The following is a 24,822-nucleotide window of genomic DNA, read 5'->3' as shown; positions in this document are numbered from 1 at the left end:
GAACTTGAAAAATACTGATCAGACTTGTTTTTTTCATGATTGTAAAGAAGCTTATAGTTCAACGCGAATACCCAGTTCAATAACGCGTTCAACAGGAATTTTGAAGTACTCTATTGCGCTGCTGGAATTATGGGTGAGAAATCTGAATAGCGGACGACGCCATTTTGGCATTGGGCTTTGGCGACGGAAAGAAAGCCGTTCACTGCCGATAAAAAACGAAACGGTTTTTTGGTCTATAGTCAAACCTTCATGGCTGCATAATTGCAATGCTCGACGTACATCTTGTTCTTCCTGAAAGCCAAAATAGAGTTTTACTCGATAAAAGTTACGCTTTTCCCCAAAAGCGCGAACTTTCACGCGATGTGCTTCGTCCACATAAGGCTCTTCTTTGGTGACAATAGTGAGCACAATGACTTTTTCGTGCAAAACATGATTGTGTTCAAGATTGTGTAGTAAGACTAAAGGTACACCATGTAAGCTTCTGGCTAAATAAATAGCAGTGCCTTGTACGGATACTAAGGGATGTCCATTCAGCTTTTCGTCCAATTCCTCGAATAGCACTCGTTTTTCTTCTAGATGCCTTGCTAGCAGTTCTCGGCCTTTAATCCATGTGGTCATCACCAAAAATAATACAGCACCTACAACTAATGGTAGCCAGCCGCCAGTGGGGATTTTTAGGCAATTAGGTAGTAGAAATGTCAGGTCAATTATTAGAAAAAAGGATAAAAAACCGATGCTGGTGATTTTATTCCATTGCCACAGAGCCTGAATGACTATAAATGCTAAAATGGTTGTCGTCATCATGGTGCCTGTAACAGCTATGCCGTATGCTGAAGCCAGTGCAGAAGACGATTGAAAGGTTAATACCAGAATAAAGACGGCCACCATCAATATCCAATTGACAGCGGGAACATAAACTTGTCCCATTTCATCGCCAGAGGTATGTCTAATATTCATGCGCGGACAATAGCTTAATTGTATGGCTTGTCGAGTAATGGAAAATGCACCCGAAATTACAGCCTGAGAAGCAATAACCGTTGCCATGGTGGATAAAATTAATAGAGGATAAAGTGCCCAGTCTGGAGCGAGTAGGTAAAATGGGTTTTCTATTGCAGCTGGGTTGTTAATTAACAATGCTCCTTGTCCAAAATAATTAAGTAACAATGCTGGAAAAACAAAACTGAACCATGCTGCGCGTATTGGTTTTAGGCCAAAATGCCCCATATCTGCATATAAAGCTTCGGCACCTGTAATCGACAGCACCACAGCACCCATGATTATCATCCCTTTCCAGCCTAATTGGAGTAGCATTTCTACACCATAAAATGGGTTAATGGCTTGCAAAACTTCTGGAGCTTTATAGATGTTGATTACGCCCAGCACGGCTAGCGTAGCAAACCAAAATACCATGACAGGTGAAAATATACGCCCTACTTTACTGGTGCCTTTAGCTTGCATGACAAATAAGCCAAACAAAACCAGAATGGTAAACGGCAAGATATATTTATCCAGATTGGGTGCCATGATTTCCAGGCCTTCCACGGCGCTCAAGACCGAAATGGCCGGAGTGATGATACTGTCACCATAGAATAGTGACGCTCCGAGCAAACCTATAAAAATAATAAATTTTTGTTTATGTTTATTGTTTCGGGAACCATTTAATGCTAATGCCATCAAAGCCATAATTCCACCCTCACCTTTATTATCGGCACGCATGATGAAAATTGCATATTTTGTGGTAACCACTAGAGTTAAAGACCAGAAAATCAGCGATAAAACGCCGATGACATGTGGTGCTGTTGTAGTTAGTCCGTCATGAAACACTTCTTTAACAGCATAAAGTGGGCTGGTGCCTATGTCTCCAAATACAACGCCAATGGCACCTAAGGTAAGTGAGGTAAATTGTTCCTTGGAGTAACTGGTTAGTTTTTGGTTCATGGAAAGATAAGCCTGAGTGTGCCAATTTAAGCTGTAATTATGCCACAAATAATCATTACAACACTTTATCGAATTGTGAATAGTAATAGGACTTAGTTTAAGTCTATGGTGGTATTGAATTCTATGTATTGGATGATAGGGGGGGGTGTTAATAATGGTGAATATATTAAGTTTTATTTGTAAGTACTGACATATGAGAGTAATTATTCTACAATGCTTAATTTTAAGCATAGTAAATTCACATAAATTCAAGCTGAAGCCGTAATGATAAATGTGTTCATGGTTGTTATGTGCGCACCAATATTGGCCGGTGTTGTTCCTTCCTAGGCAAAAGCGCCGCGCGAAAAAATCAGAGCTGAAATGTCCATTTTATTAAGTCTTTACCTAAAATCTAGTTAAGACTGGTGCGAGAATTGCCAGATTTTATGCTGTTTGGTTATCTACTTATATGTAAAACTTTAGAGAAACTTATTGGATCTCTGTGGCATCCTTTTTATGGAGGAATATTGTCGAGGTTAAGCGGGGCAAGTGTTGGGTTAGTGAACGCAACAGGGCATAGAAAAAGTTGAGGTTAAATCGTGGTTTTGCTCATAAATTATTGACACAGCAGTAATAGCTGCTTTTAAAAAGGCGATTTTATCAAAATAAACCAGGTGAAATTGCCGTGGATAGTTCGGTGACAGTACCGATTAATTTTCAGTTTGATGACTAGAGTCAGGAGAGATGAATGCCTTCCTTTGTTGCCCAAGATGTTGTTATTGATATTACTTTATATACCTTGTTGTTTTTTTCACTGATAACATGGACTTTAATTTTTTTTAAAATGTGGCAGTTTGCCAAGAACAATTATTACAATAAGCAATTCAATGCAGCTTTTTGGGATGCACCTGATTTAAATGCTGCTGAAGCCTTACCGGCAGACAAAGCCAAAGGCCCCAAAGCACGAATCGCCGCTTGCGGCTTCACTTGGTTGGCAGCTATGCGTCAACCAGAATCTTCTGTTCGTTTGAAGTTTCGCGGTTCTCCGGCAGAATTATTGGAGCAGGCGTTACGCAAGCAAACACAGGAAGAGCAACGAAAAATGGAAAGTGGCTTAACTATGTTAGCCAGTATAGGGAGTACTGCTCCATTTGTAGGTTTGTTTGGTACTGTGGTCGGGATTATGCATGCCATGCACCATATTAGTGAAAGTGGTTCTGCAAGTTTGGATGTGGTGGCCGGGCCGATAGGTGACGCATTGATTGCAACAGCAATTGGTATTGCTGTTGCTGTGCCTGCTGTATTAGCCTATAACTTTTTTCTGCGTAGAGCTAAGCATTTGAGAGCCTCGCTGGAAAATTTTGTGGCAGGATTTTTGCATGTTGCTTTTGGTGATGTCACAAATAAGGAGTAGGAAATATGGGATTTAAAACCAATAGCGATGATGATGAAGCCGTTAGCGAAATTAATGTCACACCGCTTGTCGATGTAATGTTGGTTTTGGTGATTATTCTATTAGTAACCGCACCTTTGTTAACACAATCAGTGAATGTGGCCTTACCTAAAACAGCCACCACTACCCCTGATACCCAAAAGCAGCCATTTCAGTTAGGTATTGATGCGCAAGGCGGAATTACGCTAAATAAAAATCCAATTCCTGATTTAAATAGCTTGGAAGAAAGGCTGAAAATTGAACTGGCTAAAAATCCAGAGATGGTGGTCCATATTTATGCTGATCAAGCCATCAATTACGGTAAAGTAGCGGAGTTAATGGCTACAGTACAACATGCTGGAATTTCCAAGCTAGCATTTGTGTCAGTGGAAAAATGAAAAAGCGGTTAATATTGGTAGCTTTTAATATTTAGAAAAATTGCTTGGATGGGTATCTAGGCTCTGTATTTGACTTGTACATTTTGCGATGACAGAAGTCGCCTTAATCTGATTAAAAGTTCATCAGTTGGGTGTACTCGCCACTCATCGCCCAGTTGTAGAGTCGTTTTTGCTTGTCTGCCCTGATACTCAATGCTAATTGGACATTGTCCACCACAATAGGGTTTGAGAATAGTGGCTAATTCTGTGGTAAATGGTCGTTCTTGTGCCCATTTGTCATCATTTAATTCTAGTACTATGCTTCTGGCAAAAAGGTCTCGGGCTTGTTCCATGCTGTAGAGTTTTTCCGCCGTCATGCGTAAATTATTGCTAAAATCATCAATACTGAGAGAACCTTCGGCAATCAATATACTATCTTTGCTGAGCAAGTTTCGATACTTTTCATAGATACCACTAAAAGCTGCGACTTCTAAACGGCCGGTGCGATCATCAAGAGTGGCAAAGCCCATCATTTTGCCCTGTTTGGTTTGGCGGGTACGCATTTCAACAATCAAACCTGCAACCCTGCCTTCCATTTTGTTTTTTGAGCGTTCGGCATCCGCTAATAGACTGGCGAGATTACCGTTGGTAATATGTTTTAGTTCCGGTAGGTATTCAGCAATCGGATGTCCTGTTAGAAATAAGCCCAAGGTTTGTTTTTCAGCGTCCAGTTTTTCTTTTTCTGTCCATGGGTCAACCGGGTTTGTGTAGGCGTTCGTTTCGTTATAGCTACTTTCTATTTGCTCAGTGAGACCGAATAGATCATTCTGCCCAGCTAGAGCCATTTTGCCATGCTGTTCGGCTACTTTAAGTGCAGTGGTTAGCTCAGCCATATGAGCTGCACGATTAGGATTGATAGAGTCCAGCGCTCCTGCCTTAATTAAGGCCTCTAATACTCGGCGATTGACTTTGCGTAGATCAACGCGTTTGCATAAGTCGTATAAACCAGAGTAAGAGCCGTTGTTGTTACGTTCTTTTAGTAGATCCTCAATAGCTGATTCACCAACTCCTTTTATTGCTCCTATGCCATATACAATCTGATTTTTGTCGTTAATGGTAAATCGATAATCAGAACTATTGATGTCAGGAGGACAGATGTCTAATTTCATTTCCCGGCATTCGTCTATCAGTACCACTACTTTGTCGGTGTTGTCCAGATCAGAGGACATTACTGCGGCCATAAAAGCAGCTGGGTAATGTGCTTTTAGCCATGCAGTTTGGTAGGCGACTAAAGCATAGGCGGCGGAATGGGATTTATTGAAACCATAGCCAGCAAACTTTTCCATTAAATCAAATATATAGGTTGCGATCGATTCATCAATATTATTTTTGATAGCGCCTTCGGTAAAAATTTCCCGTTGTTTTGCCATTTCTTCGGGTTTTTTCTTACCCATGGCTCTTCGTAGCATATCCGCGCCACCTAGAGTGTATCCTGCCATCTCCCTGGCAATTTGCATTACTTGTTCTTGATAGAGAATGACACCATTAGTGGGTTTAAGGATGGGGATTAGTAGCGGGTGAGCATATTCTGCTTTAGCGCCGTGTTTAACATTTATATAATCGTCCACCATGCCGGATTCTAGTGGGCCTGGGCGAAACAGAGCAACTAATGCAATAATGTCGTCAAAACAATCTGGTTTTAACTTTTTGATCAGCTCTTTCATGCCTCGCGATTCGAGCTGAAAAACAGCGGTGGTCTGTGCGTGTTTTAAAAGCTCATAACTAGGCAGGTCATCTCGCGGAATTTGACTAATATCGATAGCTGTTTCGCCACGCAGCTGTCTTAGCTTGTTAATGGTTTGTAGCGCCCAATCAATGATGGTGAGGGTACGTAAACCTAGAAAGTCGAATTTAACCAGACCTACTGCTTCAACATCGTCTTTATCAAATTGAGTGACTAAATTTCCACCGCCCTGTTCGCAATACAGAGGGCTAAAATCGGTCAGTTTGGTGGGAGAGATAACTACGCCGCCTGCATGTTTACCTGCATTTCGGGAAATGCCTTCCAGGGAACGTGCCATGTCGATCAAAGTTTTGACTTCTTCTTCGCTATCGTAGAGTGCTTTTAGTTCGGCGCTGTCATTTAGGGCTTTTTCCAGTGTCATGCCAATTTCAAAAGGAATCAGTTTAGCCAGTCGGTCAACAAATCCATAAGCAAACGATAATACCCTGCCAACGTCGCGAATGACGGCTTTTGCGGCCATAGATCCGTAAGTAATGATTTGGGATACTCGGTCGCGACCATAATGATTAGCAACATATTCGATCACTTCATCGCGTCGTTCCATGCAAAAGTCGATATCAAAATCCGGCATGGATACACGTTCAGGATTCAGAAAGCGCTCAAATAACAAATCGAATTCAATGGGGTCTAAGTCGGTTATTTTTAGAGCATAAGCAACCAGCGATCCCGCGCCAGAGCCTCGACCTGGACCCACTGGAATGGCATTGTTTTTTGCCCACTGGATAAAATCGGCTACGATCATGAAATATCCAGGAAAACCCATTTGCGTGATGACGTTTAATTCTATTTCCAAGCGTTCATCATAAACCGTGCGACGTTCTAAAAAGCTGCCAGTACCAATAGGTGGGTATTGTTTTAGACGTTCTTCCAAACCTTGTCGAGAGACTTCCTTAAAATAACTATCCAAGGTTTTGCCAGAAGGAACCGGGAAATCAGGTAGGTAGTTTTCGCCTAGTATAAGTTCCACGTTACAGCGTTTGGCAATTTCTACGGTATTGGTAAGTGCTTCTGGAATGTCGGCAAATAATTCAGCCATTTCCTCAGCACTACGTAAGTATTGTTGCTTGGTATAGTTTTTAGGGCGACGACTATCATCTAAAACTCGACCTTGATGAATACAGACTCTGACTTCATGCGCTTCAAAATCACTCTTTTTGATAAAGCGAACATCATTAGTCGCTACAACAGGCAAATCAAGTTCTGAAGCCAAGTCTACTACTTGTTTAATATAGCGTTCTTCATTGGATTTACCGACTCTTTGTAGCTCAAGGTAAAAACTATTTTTAAACAATGTTGCCCAATATTTCGCGTAGTCTTTTGCAAGTTCATCATTTTCGGCAATTAACGCTTTACCAATGTCTCCTTCTAGTGCTCCTGATAATGCGATTAAGCCATCATGATTATTTTCTATCCAGCTTTTTTGCAGCATCGGTATCCCTTGATGCTGACCGTTTTGATAACCTTGTGAAATTAATTCAGTGAGTGTGACATAGCCTTTTTTATTTCGAGCAAGTAATGTCAGTTTGTGCGGTACGCTGGGTTCATCTTCGTTAAAAATTAATACATCTGCGCCAACGATAGGTTTAATGCCAGAGTTTTGTGCAGATTTATAAAACTTGACCAAAGAGAACATATTACTCTGTTCAGTGATCGCAGCAGCGGGCATAGCAAAATCAGCCAGCTTTTTAACTAGAGGTTTTATTTTGACAATCCCATCAATCAAAGAAAATTCAGTATGGATTCTAAGATGAATAAATGTCGGTAGCATGGGTGATTTTAGGTGAGGTATTTTTTTACCGGGGCAAAAGATTTTCGATGTTGCGCGGTTACGCCCAGTTGCTGAAGTTTTAAAATGTGCATTGGGGTGGGATAGCCTTTATGCACCGAAAAATCATAATTTGCATAAAGTCTGTCCAGCGTTTGCATTTCTGCATCTCGAGCAACTTTAGCCAAAATGGATGCCGCAGAAATTTCAGGCACTAATAAATCACCTTGCACAATAGCTTGGCCTGGGCAATTCAATTTTGGTAATCGATTACCATCAACCAAGACATAATCTGGCGGATATTCCAGTTGCGAAACAGCTCGTTGCATGGCTAAAAGTGTTGCTTGTAGAATATTGATGTTATCAATTTCGCTAGCTTCAGCACGCGCTATGCTCCAGCAAAGAGCAGACTCCTGAATTTGCTTAGCCAGTTGCTCGCGTTTTTTTTCGCTGAGTTTCTTTGAATCAGTTAGACCATTAATTGGCTTTTGTGGGTTAAGAATCACAGCGGCAGCAAATACAGGACCCACTATGCATCCTCTGCCAACCTCGTCAATGCCAGCAATACGTTGTGTTGCTATCGGAGGATACCTCGGGTGACATTACGCAGAAAACTGACCATGTTGGACAATTCGTTACTTTCGCCCGCCATGTCTTCCATTTCTTCAATGGCATCCTCAAGACGTAAATTGTTTTTGTAAAGAATTTTGTATGCTTTACGAATTTGTCGGATAACTTCCGGTGGCACACCATTTCGTTCCATTCCTACAGAATTGATGCCATGAGGTCGGGTGGGCCTGCCTCCTACCATCACAAACGGTGGAATATCTTGGGTAATTGCGCTACCCATGGCCGAAAAGCTATATTCACCAATTTGGGTAAATTGGTGCACCAAGGTAAAGCCACCGAGGATGGCGTGATCACCAACATGCACATGTCCCGCAATCGATGCACCATTAGCCATAATAACATGATCGCCAATTTCGCAATCATGTGCGACATGTGTATATGCCATGAATAGATTATCGTTACCGATAAAAGTTAATCCTTTATCTTGCTGAGTACCTCGATGCATAGTGCAAAATTCTCGGATAACATTACGGTCACCGATTTCCAGGCGGGTGATTTCGTCAGCATATTTTTTGTCTTGAGGGTCTTCACCAATGGAAGTGAATTGATAAATACTATTTTCTTTGCCAATAATGGTTGGACCTTTAATGACTACATGAGGGCCAATTTCGGTTCCAGAATCGATTTGCACATCGGGACCAATAATTGAAAAAGGTCCGACCTTTACGTCATCGGCCAAATCTGCATTAATGTGTACCACTGCTCTAGGGTCTATCATTTAATCCACCGCTGCAGCGCACATGATTTGAGCGCTGGCTGCCAATTCACCTTCGACTTCCGCTCGGCAGTCGAAAGACCAAATATTACGTTTGTTTTTCAGGTAGGTAATATTCAGCATTAATCGATCACCCGGTACAACTGGTTTTTTAAAACGGGCGTTATCAATGCCTGCCAAATAATAAGTCATGCCTTTGCCTAATGAATCGTCACTCATTGCTGCAAGCAAGCCTGTAGCCTGTGCTAAAGCTTCTAAAATTAAAACACCTGGAAAAATAGGCAAGTGTGGAAAGTGGCCTTGGAAAAAAGGTTCGTTAAAGGTGACATTTTTTACGGCTAACAAACGAACGCGAGGTTCATATTCAATTACCTTATCCACCAATAAAAATGGGTAGCGGTGTGGCAGGAATTCCTGGATTTGTAATATATCGAGTGTTCCGGTCATAGTGCTAGGAAGAAATGTAATGGAGGAAAACAGAGCGTTTTCCTCGTATTTAATGCAATTTATACATTTCTTGAGGTAAGCCGCTCAAGAAATTTTGTTCGAAGATCATACCTTATTCCAACTGAATTGCTTCATAAAGTCATCGGCAATGCTGATGATTAATACGTGAATAAACTCTGGTTGTCGAAAGGATAAACTGTATTACTGAGGAATGGTTTCCAGTTTTTGCAGCACCCGATTGGTAACATCAATTTGCTCATTAGCATAAAGAACATCGGTAATTAATAAGTCAAAAGATTCTTCTTTAGCCAGTGATTTTACGACTTCAAAAAGGTGTTTTTGCAGATTGCCCATTTCTTCATTTCTACGCAAATTGACGTCTTCACTGTATTCTTGTTGAGCTCTTGCTGCGTCACGTCTTTTCTCCAGTACATCTTTTTCGAGTTTGCGACGTTCCTCTTCACTCATGATGGCTGAATCTTTGCTAAGTTTATCTTCTAAAGTTTGCAGTTCCTTAGCCTGAGATTTCAGAGTTTTTACGCGTGAGGAAAATTCGTTTTCCAAGCGAGTTTTAGCTTTTGCCGCTTGCGGTGACTTTTCCATAACCTTGCCAAGGTCAACATAACCAATCTTTAATTCTGCATGGCTAAAGCCAGCCATTAACATCAGCATAAAAAACAACGAAATTCTAATTTTCATGGTTATAACCATCTCCGGCTAAGTTTTTTGGGGGAATTGATAAAATACAATAATAAATTATAAGGTAAAAAACATTTAAACTAAACTAAAATCCTGAGCCAAAGGTAAATTGGAAGGCTTGTGTCAAGTCATTGGCCTGTGGATTTAAGGGATGTGCAATACTGACTGCAAGGGCTCCGAATGGAGATAACCATTCACCAGACAAGCCAGCTGAATAGCGGAAGTTGTTGTTTAATCCACCCAAGCTCAAACTGTTGGCCAATGTACCGCCATCTAAAAAGGTTCCCACTCGGACCGATTTTAGCTCACTTAAAAACGGCAGAGGGAAGAATAATTCCGCTTTACCTATGGCTTTGGTTGAACCACCAAAAGGTCTGTTGTTTGAGTCTCTGGTACCCAGAGTGTTTTGCATAAAGCCTCGAACATCATTGGTTCCACCTGCGTAATAGTTTTCAAAGAAGGGTAGTTCTGAGGTTTTACCATAGCCGCCACCATGATCCACTTCGCCCAACAAGCGGAAAGTGAAGTCGTTGGATAAAGGGAAAAAATGCTGGTGTTTATAAGTGACTTTGAAGTATTCCAGCCCGCTGCCAGGTACTGTTGCAAGTCCTGAGATACGTTGCTGACCACCACGATGTGAGAAAGTGGGCCGATCCAGAGTGTCGTGAGTCCAACCTGCTGAGACATCTAAAACGGCAAAATGGTTACCATTTTTAGCAATATAGTTAAGAATTTGGGTCGAGGATATAGATGTTGATGATATGTTTGTGTTTTTAACTTCCACATCAAAGCCTAACCGATTAAACTCGTTTAGCGGAATACCAAAGTTCATACTGGCATTTTCAACTCGAGTATTGTAACTAGCCAAGTTGGCGGCATAAGCATTACGCGTGGTGTAACCCAGGTTATAACCCAGAGATACACCATCTAGAGTGTAATAAGGATCACTAAAGCCCAAGTTGTAACGCGTCATGATTGAACTATTATTAAAGGCTAAATCGACCCTTTTGCCGGTACCAAAAATATTATCCTGAGAAATATTGGCATTGAAAATAATGCCTTGCACCTGTGAATAACCAACACCCGCTTGTAAGTTGCCAGATGCTTTTTCCTTGACAGTGTAATTGACATCAATCTGGTCTGCGGCACCCGCAACAGGGGGCGTTTCTACGCCAACTTCTTCAAAATAACCTAATCTTTCCAGACGGGTTTTCGAACGCTCAATTTTATTACTGGCTGCCCAGCTGGATTCCATTTGCCGCATTTCTCTGCGTACCACTTCATCACGGGTTTTAGTATTGCCTTTGACGTTTATACGTCTTACATAAACACGCTTCCCTGGATCAACAAAAAATGTCATGGTTACGGTTTTTTGTTGTTCATTAATGTCGGGTACCATGTTGACATTAGCAAAAGTATATCCTTCGTTTCCGAGTCTATCAGAAATGGCTTTTGATGTTTCTGTCGCGTTTTTACGTGAAAAAATCTCGCCAGGCCCTACTTTCACTAGTTTTGTCAATTCTTCTGGAGCAACAATCAATTCGCCATTTAGTTTCACTTTATCCAAAGTGTAAACCTCGCCTTCTTTGACGTTGATGGTTATATAGATTTCTTTTTTATCCGCAGTGATATCCACCTGTGTTGATTCAATGGAAAAATTAATATAACCACGATCCAAATAATAGGAGCGTAACTTTTCAAGGTCTGCAGATAGTTTTTGTTTGGAGTATTGGTCGTCTTTACTATAAAAAGATAAAAAATTGGTTGGACTTTGTTCAAAGTCTTTTTTAAGTTTGTCGTTAGGAAAGGCGTTATTGCCAACTATATTGATCTGTTTAATTTTTGCGACTTTTCCTTCGGAAATATCAATACGAATGGCGACACGATTGCGGGACAATTCGGTGACTTCTGTTTTGATCTTAAGGCCATATTTTCCATGGCTAAAATATTGACGCCGTAACTCTTGTTCAACTTTATCAAGAACCTGTTTGTTGTAGACTTTGCCTTCTGTTAAGCCAATTTTTTTCAAGGCTTCGGTGAGGTCTTCCTTTTTAATGTCCTTATTGCCCTCTATAGCAATTTTAGCTACAGAAGGGCGCTCTACAACATTAACCACTAAGACATTACCTTCTTTTTCAAGGCTGATATCTTTAAAAAAGCCAGTATTGAATAGAGCTCTAATTGCAACTGCCTGCTTCTCTTCTGGAAATTCGTCGCCAATATTTACTGGCAAATAGTTGTAAACAGTACCTGCAGAAATTCTTTGTAACCCTCTGACTTGAATGTCTTCAACGACAAAACTGTCTGCGGCAAATGCAGTTTTGGCTATCAGGTAACTCAACAATAAAATATGAAAAACCGTATTTCTTTTCACGCGGTCAACCAACAAAGGCAATAAATAACTAAATTGTATCATGTGGTGGGCGTTCAGATGAGGTTACGTTTTATTTGGCTGTTAGATTTTTGACAACTCAATGCTATTTTGAATAAAAATTACGTCTAATATCAAATCACTTCTATGTAAGGGTAATTAAATAAAATCAGTTTTCGTCAACCATAGCATTGCTTAATCTCAGTCCTTACAACATTTTACAGATAATTTATGGCTTGATGCTTGTATGTTTTTGTGATTATATTCATAGAAAAATCAACTGATAAAGCACATGCATCTCCTTATTTTTCTGCTACTGATTTCATTTACGCCCATTTGTTGGGCTGAAAATGATATTGCTGAAAGAAAATTATGTCCTGCTGAAATTGCAGCAAAATTGGTTTCATTACAAGGTAATTTGTTTTTTGATTTAGAGGGTCAGGGGCATTGGCAACCCGCAAAGTTGAATGACGATCTTTGCGAAGGGTGGCGGGTGCGATTAGATAATAGCCGAGCCTCAATACTATTACCTGACAATATACTATTGCGTTTGGATGCAGGTACAGTGTTGACATTAAACGGCATAGCAGCTGATAAACCCACCCTGTTAAATTTGTTAAAAGGCTTTGTGCATTTTATCAGCCGCACACCTAGGCATATGCAGATTACTACGCCAGTTGCCAATGCTGGCCCCGAAGGCACAGAATTCGCATTAAGCGCGGAACAGGATGCTACCTCGCTATGGGTATTTGAAGGTGCAGTCAGATTTTTTAATACCCTAGGAAGTGTTCGGCTTAAGCCAGGAGAAGCGGCTATTGCCGAATTAGGACAAATGCCCAGAGCGCAAATTGACATTAAACCATTAGATGCTGTCAATTGGGCACTCTATTATCCGTCCTTGTTGCCTGTTAGCAATGAGGAACAAACCGGTATAAAACAGGAAATACAGTTTGCTATAGCCGATTTTCGGCATGGCAAAACTGACAATGCGCTAACGCGCTTAAATGCAGTATTGCCTGAACAACGCGAGACTTACTTTTTCAAAGTACGTGGAGCCATGCTACTGAGTTTGGGTAGAGTTGAGCCAGCACTAGACGATATCAAGAAAGTACAGAGCAAAAATCCAAATGATGCGGAAGCCTTAGCTTTACTTTCGGTGTTAGCATTAACTCAAAACCATAAAGAGCAAGCTTATGTTCTTGCAAATCAAGCTACTAATATAGATCCAGATTCTGCGGCAGCATTTTCTGCCTTGTCCTATGCTGAGCAAAGCCGATTTGAGTTGGAAAATGCTTTGCATGCAGCTGATCAAGCGGTAAAAAGTGCTCCACAAGATGCCTTGGTCTGGGCGCGCAAAGCGGAATTAGAACTTTCTTTAGGATTGACGGCTAATACGAACCAGGCGGCAGAGCAGGCATATAAACTTGATCCTGATTTAGAGCGTACCCAAACCGTACAAGGTTTCGCATATTTGTTACATAGCAATACGGCCGCTGCATTACAGGCTTTTGGTAAAGCTGTAAATCTAGATTCCGCCTCGCCGTTGGCGCGTTTGGGTTTAGGTTTGGCACGAATTCGTAATGGAGAGCTTGCCACAGGTCGTCAGGATTTGGAAATTGCCGCTGGCCTTGATCCGGCTAATGCCATGATACGCAGCTATTTGGGTAAAGCCTATTATGAAGAAAAACGCAACGAGCTGGCACAAGATCAACTGGATTTAGCCAAGCAACGTGATCCAAAAGATCCCACCGCTTTTCTATATGATGCTATTCTGAAATTAACCACTAATCGACCTGTTGCTGCGTTAAGCGATATATCGGAAGCCATTGATTTGAATGATAATAGGGCTGTTTACCGTTCAAGTTTGTCTCTCGATAAGGATTTGGCGGCACGTAGCGCTGCGCAAGGGCGTATTTACGACGAATTAGGTTATCAGCAGTTAGGTTTGTTACAGGGATGGAAATCGCTCAATGTAGATTCAAACAATTATTCGGCACATCGCTTATTGGCCGATGATTATGCCGCCTTACCCAGGCACGAGATTGCAAAAGTCAGCGAGTTGCTACAATCGCAGTTACTGCAGCCGGTCAACATCACTCCCATTCAGCCAAATTTGGCAGAAAGCAGTTTGTTTGTATTAAACAGTTTAGGCCCAGGTTCTATGGGCTTTAATGAGTTTAATCCGTTGTTTGAATATAACCGGATGTCCTTACAAGCTTCAGGTATTTACGGGGGTAATAACACGCTGGGTGATAATGTGCAGTTGTCGGGTATTCATGACAATCTATCTTATAGTTTTGGGCAGTTTAATTACGGTACCGATGGGTTTAGGGAAAACAATTTTTTTAAGCGGAATCTGTATAATGCATTTTTGCAAGATAAAATCAGTGATAAATTAAATTTGCAGTTTGAGTATCGGCATGAGGTAACAACAAATGGAGATTTGGCCTTAAATTTTGATAAAAGTAATTTCGATAATACCTTAAATCAAAGCAAAAATATCGACAGCTATCGGCTGGGAGGGCGCTATGAGTTTAGCCCTAATTCTTCATTGATAGGGTCAGCTATTTATCAGAAAATTGATTTAATAAACAACAATACAAGCACTATTAGCGCACTACCTTTTTTTCTGGAACAAACTTTTAATACTAATGCACTCAGTAGAAATGGGTTTATTACTGAATTGCAGCATAACTATAGCAATTCAAAAGTAAGTATCTTGAGTGGATTTGGTCATATCGATCATCAAGCAATTAATACACTAAATCAACCAGGATTTATTAGTATACCTTTTCAAGAGCAACTTCTAAGTACACCCCAATCATCAATTTATGGCTTACGAAGAACCAATTTTTACAATTATTCGAAATTTTATTTATCTGACAATTTATCAACTACTTTAGGTTTAAGTGCTGATTTTTATAAAAATGATGTTGTACAGCTAAAACCGCTCAATCCGAAATTTGGCATTGTCTGGAATCCAACATCTTCTACCACTTTACGTACGGCTATTTTTCGAGTGCTAAGTGTTACCAATTCTTTTAATCAAACTATAGAACCTACGCAGGTTGCTGGCTTTAACCAGTTTTTTGATGATGCAATTGGTACGGTGTCATGGCGCTATGGTGTCGGCATAGATCACAAGTTTTCTAACCAGTTGGCTTCAGGTGTTGAATACTCACAACGCAATCTTTATGTTTCAGATGGGGGAGTTTATAGGGCTGAACATACCGGTAGAGCTTATTTAAATTATATGCCTAAAGATTGGGTGGCTCTTGGATTGGAATATTTTTATGAAAAAATTGATCAGCCAGGATTGGGTTACAGTAGAGATAATGCTTATATCTATGGTTTGTTTAATGATGTTGAAACGCATAGAATTCCGTTGACAATAAGTTTATTTGATTCGTCAGGATTAACGTTAAAGTTTAAAAACTCTTTAGTGTTTCAATCTGGGTTTTTTCAAAATCCAACTGCTCTGACTTCATTGTCTAGCAATTCCAGTTTCGTTGTTTCAGATATGAATATTAACTATCGATTGCCAGCAAGATATGGAATGTTAAGTCTAGGTGCTAACAATATATTTAATGAAACTTCTAATTATCAGAATACCGACTATAATAACGTAACTATAGTGCCAGGCCGGGTATTATATTCGAGAGTTACCTTAGCTTTTTAATGTAGGTATACATGGGTATGTGTGTTAGTAATATTTAAAGGTAGTATTAACTATGTTTTTAAGTATTCTAATGTTAACAAGTTAAGATATATATTTTTACAGCTAAATTTAGCAAGGTATTGATTATTATGAATTTAACAACATTAAAAAGTCTCATGACTAATAATAAATTGTTAGCATATGGTATAGGTATTGTAGTTTTTTTGAGCATTATTCTTTTTGCAGAGAATTCCTCCACGCCAACTGAAACTATATGTTCAACGTATTCAATTGACGGTGGATATTCTTGTATGCAAACATTTGTTTATCCACCTCCTGGCGGTACTTCCAGCATATGTTATGTCAATGCATGCCCACCAGCACAACCTCCAGTTGTGCATCCCGGACAATATATTTGCAGCACAAGCGCTAAAAAGACTTGTCCCTAATTTAAAGAAATAGTAGTAGATAAAAAAGGATAAATTTTCTCTTCTACTATTTAAAACGGTAAGTAGCTTTTTGGGTCAATCTTCTTAGCATAAGCTAAACATCACTAATTTTTTTGATTTATGTCTTGATGAGAGTATGTTTTTGTGATTAGATTCACAGAAAAAATAACTCAAAAGCGTATGTATCTCCTTGTTGTTTTGCTGCTGGTTTTGTTTTCGTCCATTTGTTCGGCGGGAGATGATATTGCCGAAAGAAAATTATGCTCAGAACAGAATGCAGCAAAAGTGGTTTCCTTACAAGGCGATTTATTTTTTGATGGGAATGGCCAGGGCCAATGGCAGCCCGCACAATTGAATGACATCCTCTGCGAGGGCGGGCGTGTGCGATTAGATAGCCATAGTCGTGCGTCGATTCTATTGCCTGATAAGATACTACTACGTCTGGATGCAGGTACCGTGTTGTCATTAAATGGCATAGCCGTCAATAAACCCACAGCGCTGGATTTGCTAAAAGGTTTTGTGCATTTTATTAGCCGCACACCTAGGCATATGTTGATTACTACGCCAATTGCCAGCGCAGGGCCTGAAGGCACAGAATTTGCATTACATGCAGATCAGGGCGCAACTTCATTATGGGTGTATGAAGGTGCAGTCAGATTGTTTAATAACTTAGGTGATCTCCAGCTTAAAGCTGGAGAAACAGCTATTGCAGAATTAGGCCAAATTCCAAGAGTACAAATCGATATCAAGCCTAATGATGCTGTTAACTGGGCACTCTATTACCCGTCTTTGTTGCCATATAACGCTGCTGCGGATATAGACGGAGGCAATAATCAGGATTTACAGTTAGCGTTAGCTGATTTTCGGCATGGCAAAATTGATAAGGCTCTTGCTCGCTTAAATGCGGTATCACCTGAGCAGCGAGAATTTTATTATTTCAAAGTACGTGGAGCTATGCTACTCAGTTTGGGGAGGATTGAACTGGCGTTAGAGGATATCAAGCTGGTTCAGAGCAAAAAACCTAATGATGCTGAAGCTTTGGCCTTACTCTCCGTATTGGCATTAACACAAAATCATAAAGAGCAAGCCTATGATTTGGCGAATCAAGCCATTTCTGCCGATCCAAGCTCTGCGGCTGCATTTTCTGCATTGTCCTATGCCGAGCAAAGTCGATTCGAGTTGGAAAATGCTTTGCATGCAGCTGATCAAGCGGTAAAAAATGCTCCACGCGATGCCTTGGTCTGGGCACGTAAAGCAGAGTTGGAGCTTTCGCTAGGATTGACAGTTGATACAGATCAGGCTGCAGAACAGGCATTTAAACTAGATCCTGATTTGGAACGTACCCAAACCGTACTAGGTTTCTCATATCTTTTACATGGCAATACGGCTCCTGCATTCCAAGCTTTTAGTAAAGCTGTAAACCTGGATTCTGCCTCGCCGTTAGCGCGTTTGGGTTTGGGTTTAGCGCGAATTCGTAATGGTGAGCTTGCAGAAGGTCGTCAGGATTTGGAAATTGCCGCTGGCCTTGATCCAGCAAATGCCATGATACGCAGTTATCTAGGCAAAGCCTATTATGAAGAAAAACGCAACGAACTGGCGCAAAACGAACTGGATTTAGCCAAGCAACGTGATCCCAAGGACCCCACCGCTTTTCTATATAACGCTATTCTAAAATTAACCACTAATCGACCTGTTTCTGCGTTAAGCGATATATCAAAAGCTATTGATTTGAATGATAATCGTGCTGTTTACCGTTCAAGCTTGTCTCTTGATAAGGATTTGGCCGCACGTAGCGCTGCGCAAGGGCGTATTTACGACGAATTAGGCTATCAGCAATTAGGTTTGTTACAGGGTTGGAAATCGCTTAATGCCGATTCTAATAATTATTCGGCGCATCGTTTGCTGGCGGATGATTATGCGGCCTTGCCTAGACACGAAATTGCCAGAGTTAGTGAGTTATTGCAATCGCAGTTGCTGCAACCAATCAATATTACCCCCATACAGCCCAATTTGGCAGAAAGTAGTTTGTTTGTGTTAAACAGCTTAGGACCGGGTTCTTTGGGTTTTAATGAATTTAATCCTTTGTTTGAATATAATCGCATGTCGCTACAGGCTTCGGGTATTTACGGGGGTAATAACACGATTGGTGATAATGCCCAGTTGTCGGGTATTCATGACAATCTGTCATTTAGTTTGGGACAGTTTAATTATGGTACTGATGGCTTTCGGGAAAATAACTTTTTTAAGCGTAATATGTATAACGCATTTTTGCAAAATAAAGTGAGTGATAAATTAAATCTGCAGTTTGAGTATCGGCATGAAGTGACCGGTAATGGTGATTTAGGTCTTAATTTTGATCGAAGTAATTTTGATAAAAATTATAGTCAGAATACAAGTGTCGATAGTTACAGAGTAGGCGGTCATTATGAGTTTAATCCTAAATCTTCGTTAATTACATCAGCAATTTATCAATCTGTCGATGTTCATCAAAGTGATCTCAGTACAAAAATGACATTAAACACAGACCCTGATACTGGAATTATTGATAGCAATGCAACAACAAAAACAAATTTAAATAATTACAATCGTAGAGGGTTTATTTCAGAATTACAACACAATTTCATTGATTCTAAATTTAACATTATTAATGGAGTTGGGTATCTTGACCAAGATTCTATTAAATACAATTCTTCATTAACTTCATCGGTAGATTTTTTTACTTTTGATGGTATATCTATTGGTGATAGTAGTTCAGTTACATCTTCATTTAAGGTCCACGAAAGTCGTCTAAAAAGAGCTAATTTTTATAATTACTCAAAAATTTATTTACCTGAAAAATTTACGTTAACTCTGGGTTTTAGTGTAGATTGGTATAACAATTTACCTACGGATCAAACCGAAGATAAGCTTTCACTGTTAAATCCAAAGTTTGGTTTAATGTGGTCACCTAATAATGCAACCACTTTTCGTACTGCATTCTTTCGAGCATCAAGTATCGCACGAAATTTTAGTCAGACTATTGAACCAACTCAAGTTGCTGGGTTTAATCAATTTTTCGATGATATTCTTGGAACTATTTCTTGGCGTTCTGGATTTGGAGTTGATCATAAGTTTTCGAATAATTTTTCATCAGGTTTAGAATTTTCTAAAAGAAACCTTGATATACCGCAACTATTTTATGGTTTATATAGGTCTGAACAGATTGGTAGAGCCTATTTTAATTTTATACCACATGATCAATTTTCGCTTGGGCTTGAATATTTTTATGAGAAAATTAATCAGACAGGATTAAGTATTTCAAGTACCAATGCCTATGCTAATCTTGGTATGTTCAATAGCGTTGAAACACATAGAATACCTTTAACAGTAAGTTTTTTTGATACATCTGGATTTTCTATTAAAATTAAAAACTCCTTTGTACATCAATCTGGTGAGTTTCAAAACCAGAGCACTAATAATACAACTAATGGTGTTTCGGATTTTTTTGTTTCTGATTTGAATTTAAGTTACAGAATTCCTAAAAGACATGGCATGATTAGCATTGGTGTTAATAATTTATTTAGTGATAAATTTAACTACCAGAATACCGATTATAATGATGTTACTATAGCACCGGGTCGAGTCATTTTCTCTAGGATAACCTTGGCATTTTAATATTTTTTTAAAAAATACTGTCGAAATTGAATGTTGTATTTTTTTATAAAACTGTATTATGAAAATCGAAAATAATTTGATTGTATTTGGAAAAAAATTGATATTTAAATATAAAATACGTTTATCCTAAAATTGTGATATAAATATGATGTTCATATTTTGTTGTGTTTTATAATATAAGTTGCGTTTAAAATATGTAAGGGTTTAGTGTTTATATGTGGTTGAAAAGAGGTGCAATGAGTTAGATTGTTGGCTTTGCTATTTCACGGGGCTACTATTATTTAACAGCTGTAGATTATTCATTAATTATAATAATAATTCAGCTGTGTGTTTTTTCTTCAATTAAAGTGAAAATTATGATCTTAAAAAAATTACAATATCTAATACAAAATTTAATACATAATCATCCTTACTCTATAAATACCATTACTATAATGATTAGCATTTTTAGTACTTATTATTTTATTTTAGGGAATCCGCTCAATCCAGAAAACACAAAAGTAGTTTTAAGTCTAAAGGCTCCGTCAAAATTTACGATTTGTGATCAATATTCTAATTTTATTGATGGTTCAACGTCTTATACTTGTGATATGACTATAAATACTATAACTTGGCCAACACCACAAATACCAGTCGTTAGTAGTGTTAAAACTAGTATTAATGGACATTGCCCACCTTCACCAACGTGTACCATAACGCATAAGTACTAGTTATTGGTAAAACATTAAGAAACAAAAATATAATTCTGATCTTACCTGATTACGTACAAAATTCAGCAACATTAATTACCTAAGATAAGCAGAGAGACTTAAAGTGATAACAAACCTGAATGTACTACGAAGCTTGCCATGCAAGAGCTATACGGGCCTATCGGCGCCCTTTGCCGTAAGGCTCCGCAGAAAATCTTAATGGCTGATAACCCTTGTACTTTGATGGGCTGAAGTTTATGGGCCATCATATAAGCTTATGATGTTTAGAGGTATTAAAAATTGCAAATCGACATATGCTTAGTATATATCCAATATACATTAGCACCTATCTCTAAGGTTGAATTGCAAGGTTTTTGAGGTTCCCATGTGTTTTGTCCACAAAATATTTACATGACACTCTTTTTCCAACGTACCATTCTCATTAGTCTAATCACGGGTATTTTAGGTATTGGCATTTTTGATTTTACCAGCCTAGAATCTACTTTAGGTTTAGATACTCTATTCAAAATTCGTGGTGCACGCCCCTCTCCAACCGAAGTCGTTATTGTAGCGATGGATGATGTTGAGTCCGAAAATGCTTTAAACGTTAATGATCACTATGTAAATTGGCGTAGTTTTCATGGCAAACTAATTCAAGAGTTACAGCGTCAGCAAGTAGCGTTAATTGTCTTCGATTTGCATTTTATAGTCTCCGCACCTACAACTGATCCAGCACTTGCAACGGCTATTCAAGAAGCGGGTAACGTTCTGTTAGGCGATTGTGTTCAGAAACTTTGGCTTGGCGGCAAGGATGACTTTGACGGCAGAAAATGTTCTGATAATAGTGAATTTAGAAAACCTTTTGCGCAGATGTTGGGTGAAACAGGTCAACATGTTTCTGATCAGTTGTTTGCCATGCGTATTATTCCACCTACTTCAATGCTGGCTGATTCAGCATTAGCTCATGCACCCTATTATGTGGACAACGATGCTGGAAATCCCGTTATTCGTAATGTCTGGAACATTTATGATAATCTTGCAGAGGCACCTAGTTTACCGGTGCTTACTTGGCTCTATTATCTAAATCATAACGCTGCATTATCAGCTTTAATACCGTCTGATAAACCTTATGCCACTTGGTTAAGTGAGCGTATCAGAAATTGTGGATATTATTTAGATAATGTTATAAATATTGCGACTGATAAAAATAAGCTAGAGTCTCATATTGATCGCGTGCTTTGTCAGCACAATAATATGTATCTTGATTTTTATGGGCCTGCACGCACTTTACGCATGGAATCGTATCTTGATGTATACAATAGTAATGTAAACAATTTGCAAGGCAAAGTTGTCTTTGTTGGCAAGGCGAAACGCTTTGCGGCGGCCAATAATGATGACCTTGATTATTTCCAGACACCTTACTCTGATACCACTAACGGCAATATGTCTGGAGTAGAAATTATGGCAACTCAGTTTGCTAATTTATACACAGATCGTTTTATTCGACCGTTGCCTGGCATGTGGCATTATGTTTTGCTGGTTGGTTATGGTTTTTTGCTGACAGCCTTGTTTACGCAATTAGGCTGGTTTAGAGGTGTGATAATCAGCCTGTCACTGATTGGTATTTATGTGGGTGTTGCTATTTGGTGTTTCAGTCGTTATGGCTGGTGGTTGCCAATAATAGTGCCATTTTTGCAATTAGTGTTTATTTCAGCATGGGATTTATTGGCTTGGCTACCGTTTTCAACGGCGAAAAAGACGGTACGTAGCGTATGTTTAATCACGGATATTGAGCGTTATACCGATATTGCTGAACAACTAAGCACAGAACGCATGCATGACTTACGCGCTACTTTTTTTAACACGCTGGGTGAATCGGTCATTGCTCATTCTGGAAAAATTAATGATATTACCGGTGATGCGATGATGGCAGTATGGTTTGATATGCCTATTCAAAAGTTACGCTTATCCGCTTGTTTAGCTGCATTGGAAATCCTTCGAGCAGTTGAGAGGTTCAATGCTACCAGTAATGTATGTTTACCTGTTCGTATTGGATTGTTTGAGGGTGATATCAAATTGGGACCGATATATGCGGGTGGACACAGGTTTTTCGGCGCGGTTGGTAACACACCAAACATTACCTCTCGTATAGAAAGTGTTAATAAGGTTTTGGGGACGCGAATTTTAGCAACCAAAGCTATTGTGTCCAATACAGACACTATTTATTATCGTACGGTCGGAAAGTTTTGTGTGGTGGGGCGCGAACAACCACTTGATTTAGTCGAGATAATCACTATGCAACAAGAGGTTAGTGATATTCAGAGCGCAATATGCCAGCAATTTTCTAAAGGTTTGATTGCTTTTCAAGCGGGTAATTGGCAAGATGCCGTTTTCTGCTTCCAAAACTTGTTGGATAAGTTCGGTGAAGATGGGCCAAGCAGATTTTATTTAAAATTGGCACTCAGTTATCTTAAACATCCCCCCCTGGAATGGGGATATGTGAAATTAGATGAAAAATAGTTCCCCTGTTAAAACGCTATTCAATTTAATAGGGCAACTTAGTTACGTTGTAAGATAGACTAAAACTTTATAGGTAGTTTTTTCTTAATTTGGAGAGCTTTACCTTGTTTACAGATATAACCGCCTTCGATTAAGCCGCTCATAAATTTATTGATGGTTTCTCTTTGTGAGCCCACCATTCTGGCTAGCTCTTCGTCAGTTGGTTTATTATGAATAATAAAAATATCGTCTTCTTTAATGGCAAGATCCTGTAAAACTCTTATAGTTCGTTCATATGCACTTTCCAATGCCATTTGTTTTACTTTTTCAGTTAAAAATCGGATTTTTTCTGAAAAGACGCTTAGCATAGAAATAGCCACGTCGGGATGTGTGTTTAGCCAATTAATAAAATCCGACTTTGAAATCATGGCGCATATGGATTGCTCCAATGCTTGTACTGTAGCTGAGCGGAATGGTTCGTTGGCGAGTAAGGCTAATTCGCCAAAATGTGATCCGGCTTCCTGAATGAGTAGTGTCAGTTCTTTACTTTTATCATCACTACTAAAAACCCTTACTCTGCCAGAAAGAATTATATAAAGCGAGGTGGTTTCGTCGCCTTCGGTAATAATGATGGCCTGTTTTCGAAATTTTACTTCTTTAGCTTTTGATGCTAAAGACAGTAGAGCCTCTTCGGAACTATTAGACAGAAAAGAGATTTTTTTTAGGATTGAAAATAATTCTTGATGCATTGTCGATGCTTTCCCAATTGATAATACGTTTGTTTATCTGAGTTGTTTTAGGTTAAAACATATCATTCGAGAATGATTATTTAAAAAATATACACACTTGTTAAGCTTAACTGTTGTATCAATTCACTAAATGTAATGATACGACGATAATGTATATATAGATAGTGTGGTTTTTTAATTTCGATTGGAATTATGTAAATCAGCTAAGTAACGATGTTTCAGATCACATATCATACACAACATAGTGAATAGTTTAGATGAAAAATCACGATAGAACGAGGTGTCGAAAAGTATTTTGCAATCGTAAAATACAATTATCCTTGAATTGGCAGTTGTATGCTTCCTGAGTGAGTAAAAACTTTAATTAAGTCGTAACCCATTGTCTAAAGGATAAGGCTCTCTACACACGATGAAACCGTTTTGCGCGTGATCACCGTGGACATGTGAGTATAGCGCTTGGTAAATAAGCTGAAACGGCTTTATCGGACACATCAAACTACTAATTTTAGGATTATAACTGTGAGTCTATTATGTTGGAGAATGAGTTTTGAACGAGAGTCTTGAGGTACGAATTGATAAATGGTTATGGGCTGCCCGGTTTTTTAAAACTCGTCAGCTAGCTGCAGAAGCAGTTAGTGGCGGAAAGGTAAATATCAACGGACAGCGTTGTAAGCCTGGAAAAGAGATTAAAATTGGCGATTTAGTAAAAGTGGGTAAAGATCAATACATTTGGGAAATACGCGTCCTTGCTGTAACTAAACAACGGCGAACCTCTAAGGAAGCGGTGTTGCTATATAATGAAGAACAAGATAGTGTCAGAAAACGAATGCAATTAATAGAACTTCATAAACAACAGCAGGCCTTATTGCCTCCTGGTGAACGGGAACATAAACCCAATAAAAAACAGCGTCGTCAAATTCATCGATTTAAACAGGATACTTTATGACGGCAAAAAAATCGTAAATCA

The 24,822-nt window shown here is 39.2% G+C and carries 14 protein-coding genes; 6 read left to right on the top strand and 8 right to left on the bottom strand.

What is annotated here, in order from left to right; translation table 11 throughout:
• Positions 1–51: 51 nt before the first annotated feature.
• Positions 52–1,938: a potassium transporter Kup gene (locus tag ABH008_RS00125; RefSeq protein ID WP_347987845.1), complete on the bottom strand. Its 1,887-nt coding sequence runs from the start codon at positions 1,936–1,938 to the stop codon at positions 52–54.
• A 727-nt stretch (positions 1,939–2,665) separates the two neighbouring features.
• Here ABH008_RS00125 and ABH008_RS00120 point away from each other — a divergent pair.
• The gene (locus tag ABH008_RS00120; protein WP_347987844.1) at positions 2,666–3,331 is read left to right on the top strand and encodes a MotA/TolQ/ExbB proton channel family protein; all 666 of its coding nucleotides are present in this window, start codon (positions 2,666–2,668) and stop codon (positions 3,329–3,331) included.
• A gap of 5 nt (positions 3,332–3,336) precedes the next feature.
• Positions 3,337–3,747, top strand: a complete 411-nt coding sequence (locus ABH008_RS00115) for a biopolymer transporter ExbD (protein ID WP_347987843.1) — start codon at positions 3,337–3,339, stop codon at positions 3,745–3,747.
• A 56-nt stretch (positions 3,748–3,803) separates the two neighbouring features.
• Here ABH008_RS00115 and dnaE read toward each other — a convergent pair whose 3' ends face one another.
• The 6 genes from dnaE to bamA form a co-directional block, all read right to left on the bottom strand.
• Positions 3,804–7,298 (bottom strand): DNA polymerase III subunit alpha, encoded by a 3,495-nt coding sequence (gene dnaE, locus ABH008_RS00110; RefSeq protein ID WP_347987842.1) that lies wholly within the window; start codon positions 7,296–7,298, stop codon positions 3,804–3,806.
• An 8-nt stretch (positions 7,299–7,306) separates the two neighbouring features.
• Entirely contained in the window at positions 7,307–7,876 is a 570-nt protein-coding gene (gene rnhB, locus ABH008_RS00105; RefSeq protein WP_347990009.1) for a ribonuclease HII, read from the bottom strand.
• Entirely contained in the window at positions 7,873–8,643 is a 771-nt protein-coding gene (lpxA, locus tag ABH008_RS00100; protein ID WP_347987841.1) for an acyl-ACP--UDP-N-acetylglucosamine O-acyltransferase, read from the bottom strand. The genes rnhB and lpxA overlap by 4 nt, the downstream gene beginning before the upstream one ends.
• Positions 8,644–9,087, bottom strand: a complete 444-nt coding sequence (gene fabZ / locus ABH008_RS00095) for a 3-hydroxyacyl-ACP dehydratase FabZ (protein ID WP_347987840.1) — start codon at positions 9,085–9,087, stop codon at positions 8,644–8,646.
• Between the two features lie 201 nt (positions 9,088–9,288).
• Positions 9,289–9,786 carry an OmpH family outer membrane protein gene (locus ABH008_RS00090; protein ID WP_347987839.1) on the bottom strand — a complete coding sequence of 166 codons (498 nt, stop codon included), beginning with the start codon at positions 9,784–9,786 and terminating at the stop codon, positions 9,289–9,291.
• Between the two features lie 85 nt (positions 9,787–9,871).
• A complete protein-coding gene (gene bamA, locus ABH008_RS00085) occupies positions 9,872–12,160 on the bottom strand; it encodes an outer membrane protein assembly factor BamA (protein ID WP_347987838.1) in 2,289 nt (762 codons plus the stop codon).
• 289 nt (positions 12,161–12,449) lie between these two features.
• Between bamA and ABH008_RS00080 the strand changes: the two genes are divergently transcribed.
• The 3 genes from ABH008_RS00080 to ABH008_RS00070 all read left to right on the top strand — a co-directional run bounded on the left by ABH008_RS00080 (position 12,450) and on the right by ABH008_RS00070 (position 23,127).
• Positions 12,450–15,836, top strand: coding sequence for a FecR domain-containing protein (locus ABH008_RS00080; protein ID WP_347987837.1), 3,387 nt, complete (start codon positions 12,450–12,452; stop codon positions 15,834–15,836).
• 608 nt (positions 15,837–16,444) lie between these two features.
• Positions 16,445–19,918 carry a FecR domain-containing protein gene (locus ABH008_RS00075; protein WP_347987836.1) on the top strand — a complete coding sequence of 1,158 codons (3,474 nt, stop codon included), beginning with the start codon at positions 16,445–16,447 and terminating at the stop codon, positions 19,916–19,918.
• A gap of 1,100 nt (positions 19,919–21,018) precedes the next feature.
• Positions 21,019–23,127: an adenylate/guanylate cyclase domain-containing protein gene (locus ABH008_RS00070; RefSeq protein WP_347987835.1), complete on the top strand. Its 2,109-nt coding sequence runs from the start codon at positions 21,019–21,021 to the stop codon at positions 23,125–23,127.
• A 59-nt stretch (positions 23,128–23,186) separates the two neighbouring features.
• Here the strand turns inward: ABH008_RS00070 and ABH008_RS00065 are convergent, their stop codons facing one another.
• Positions 23,187–23,855 carry a Crp/Fnr family transcriptional regulator gene (locus tag ABH008_RS00065; protein ID WP_347987834.1) on the bottom strand — a complete coding sequence of 223 codons (669 nt, stop codon included), beginning with the start codon at positions 23,853–23,855 and terminating at the stop codon, positions 23,187–23,189.
• Positions 23,856–24,402: 547 nt separating this feature from the next.
• Between ABH008_RS00065 and ABH008_RS00060 the strand changes: the two genes are divergently transcribed.
• A complete protein-coding gene (locus ABH008_RS00060; protein ID WP_347987833.1) occupies positions 24,403–24,801 on the top strand; it encodes a S4 domain-containing protein in 399 nt (132 codons plus the stop codon).
• Positions 24,802–24,822 lie beyond the last annotated feature (21 nt).

The organism is Methylomonas sp. AM2-LC, from assembly GCF_039904985.1.
GTDB lineage: Bacteria > Pseudomonadota > Gammaproteobacteria > Methylococcales > Methylomonadaceae > Methylomonas.
The sequence above is the reverse complement of the archived record's forward strand: the minus strand, read 5'-3'. Positions and strand labels throughout refer to the sequence as shown.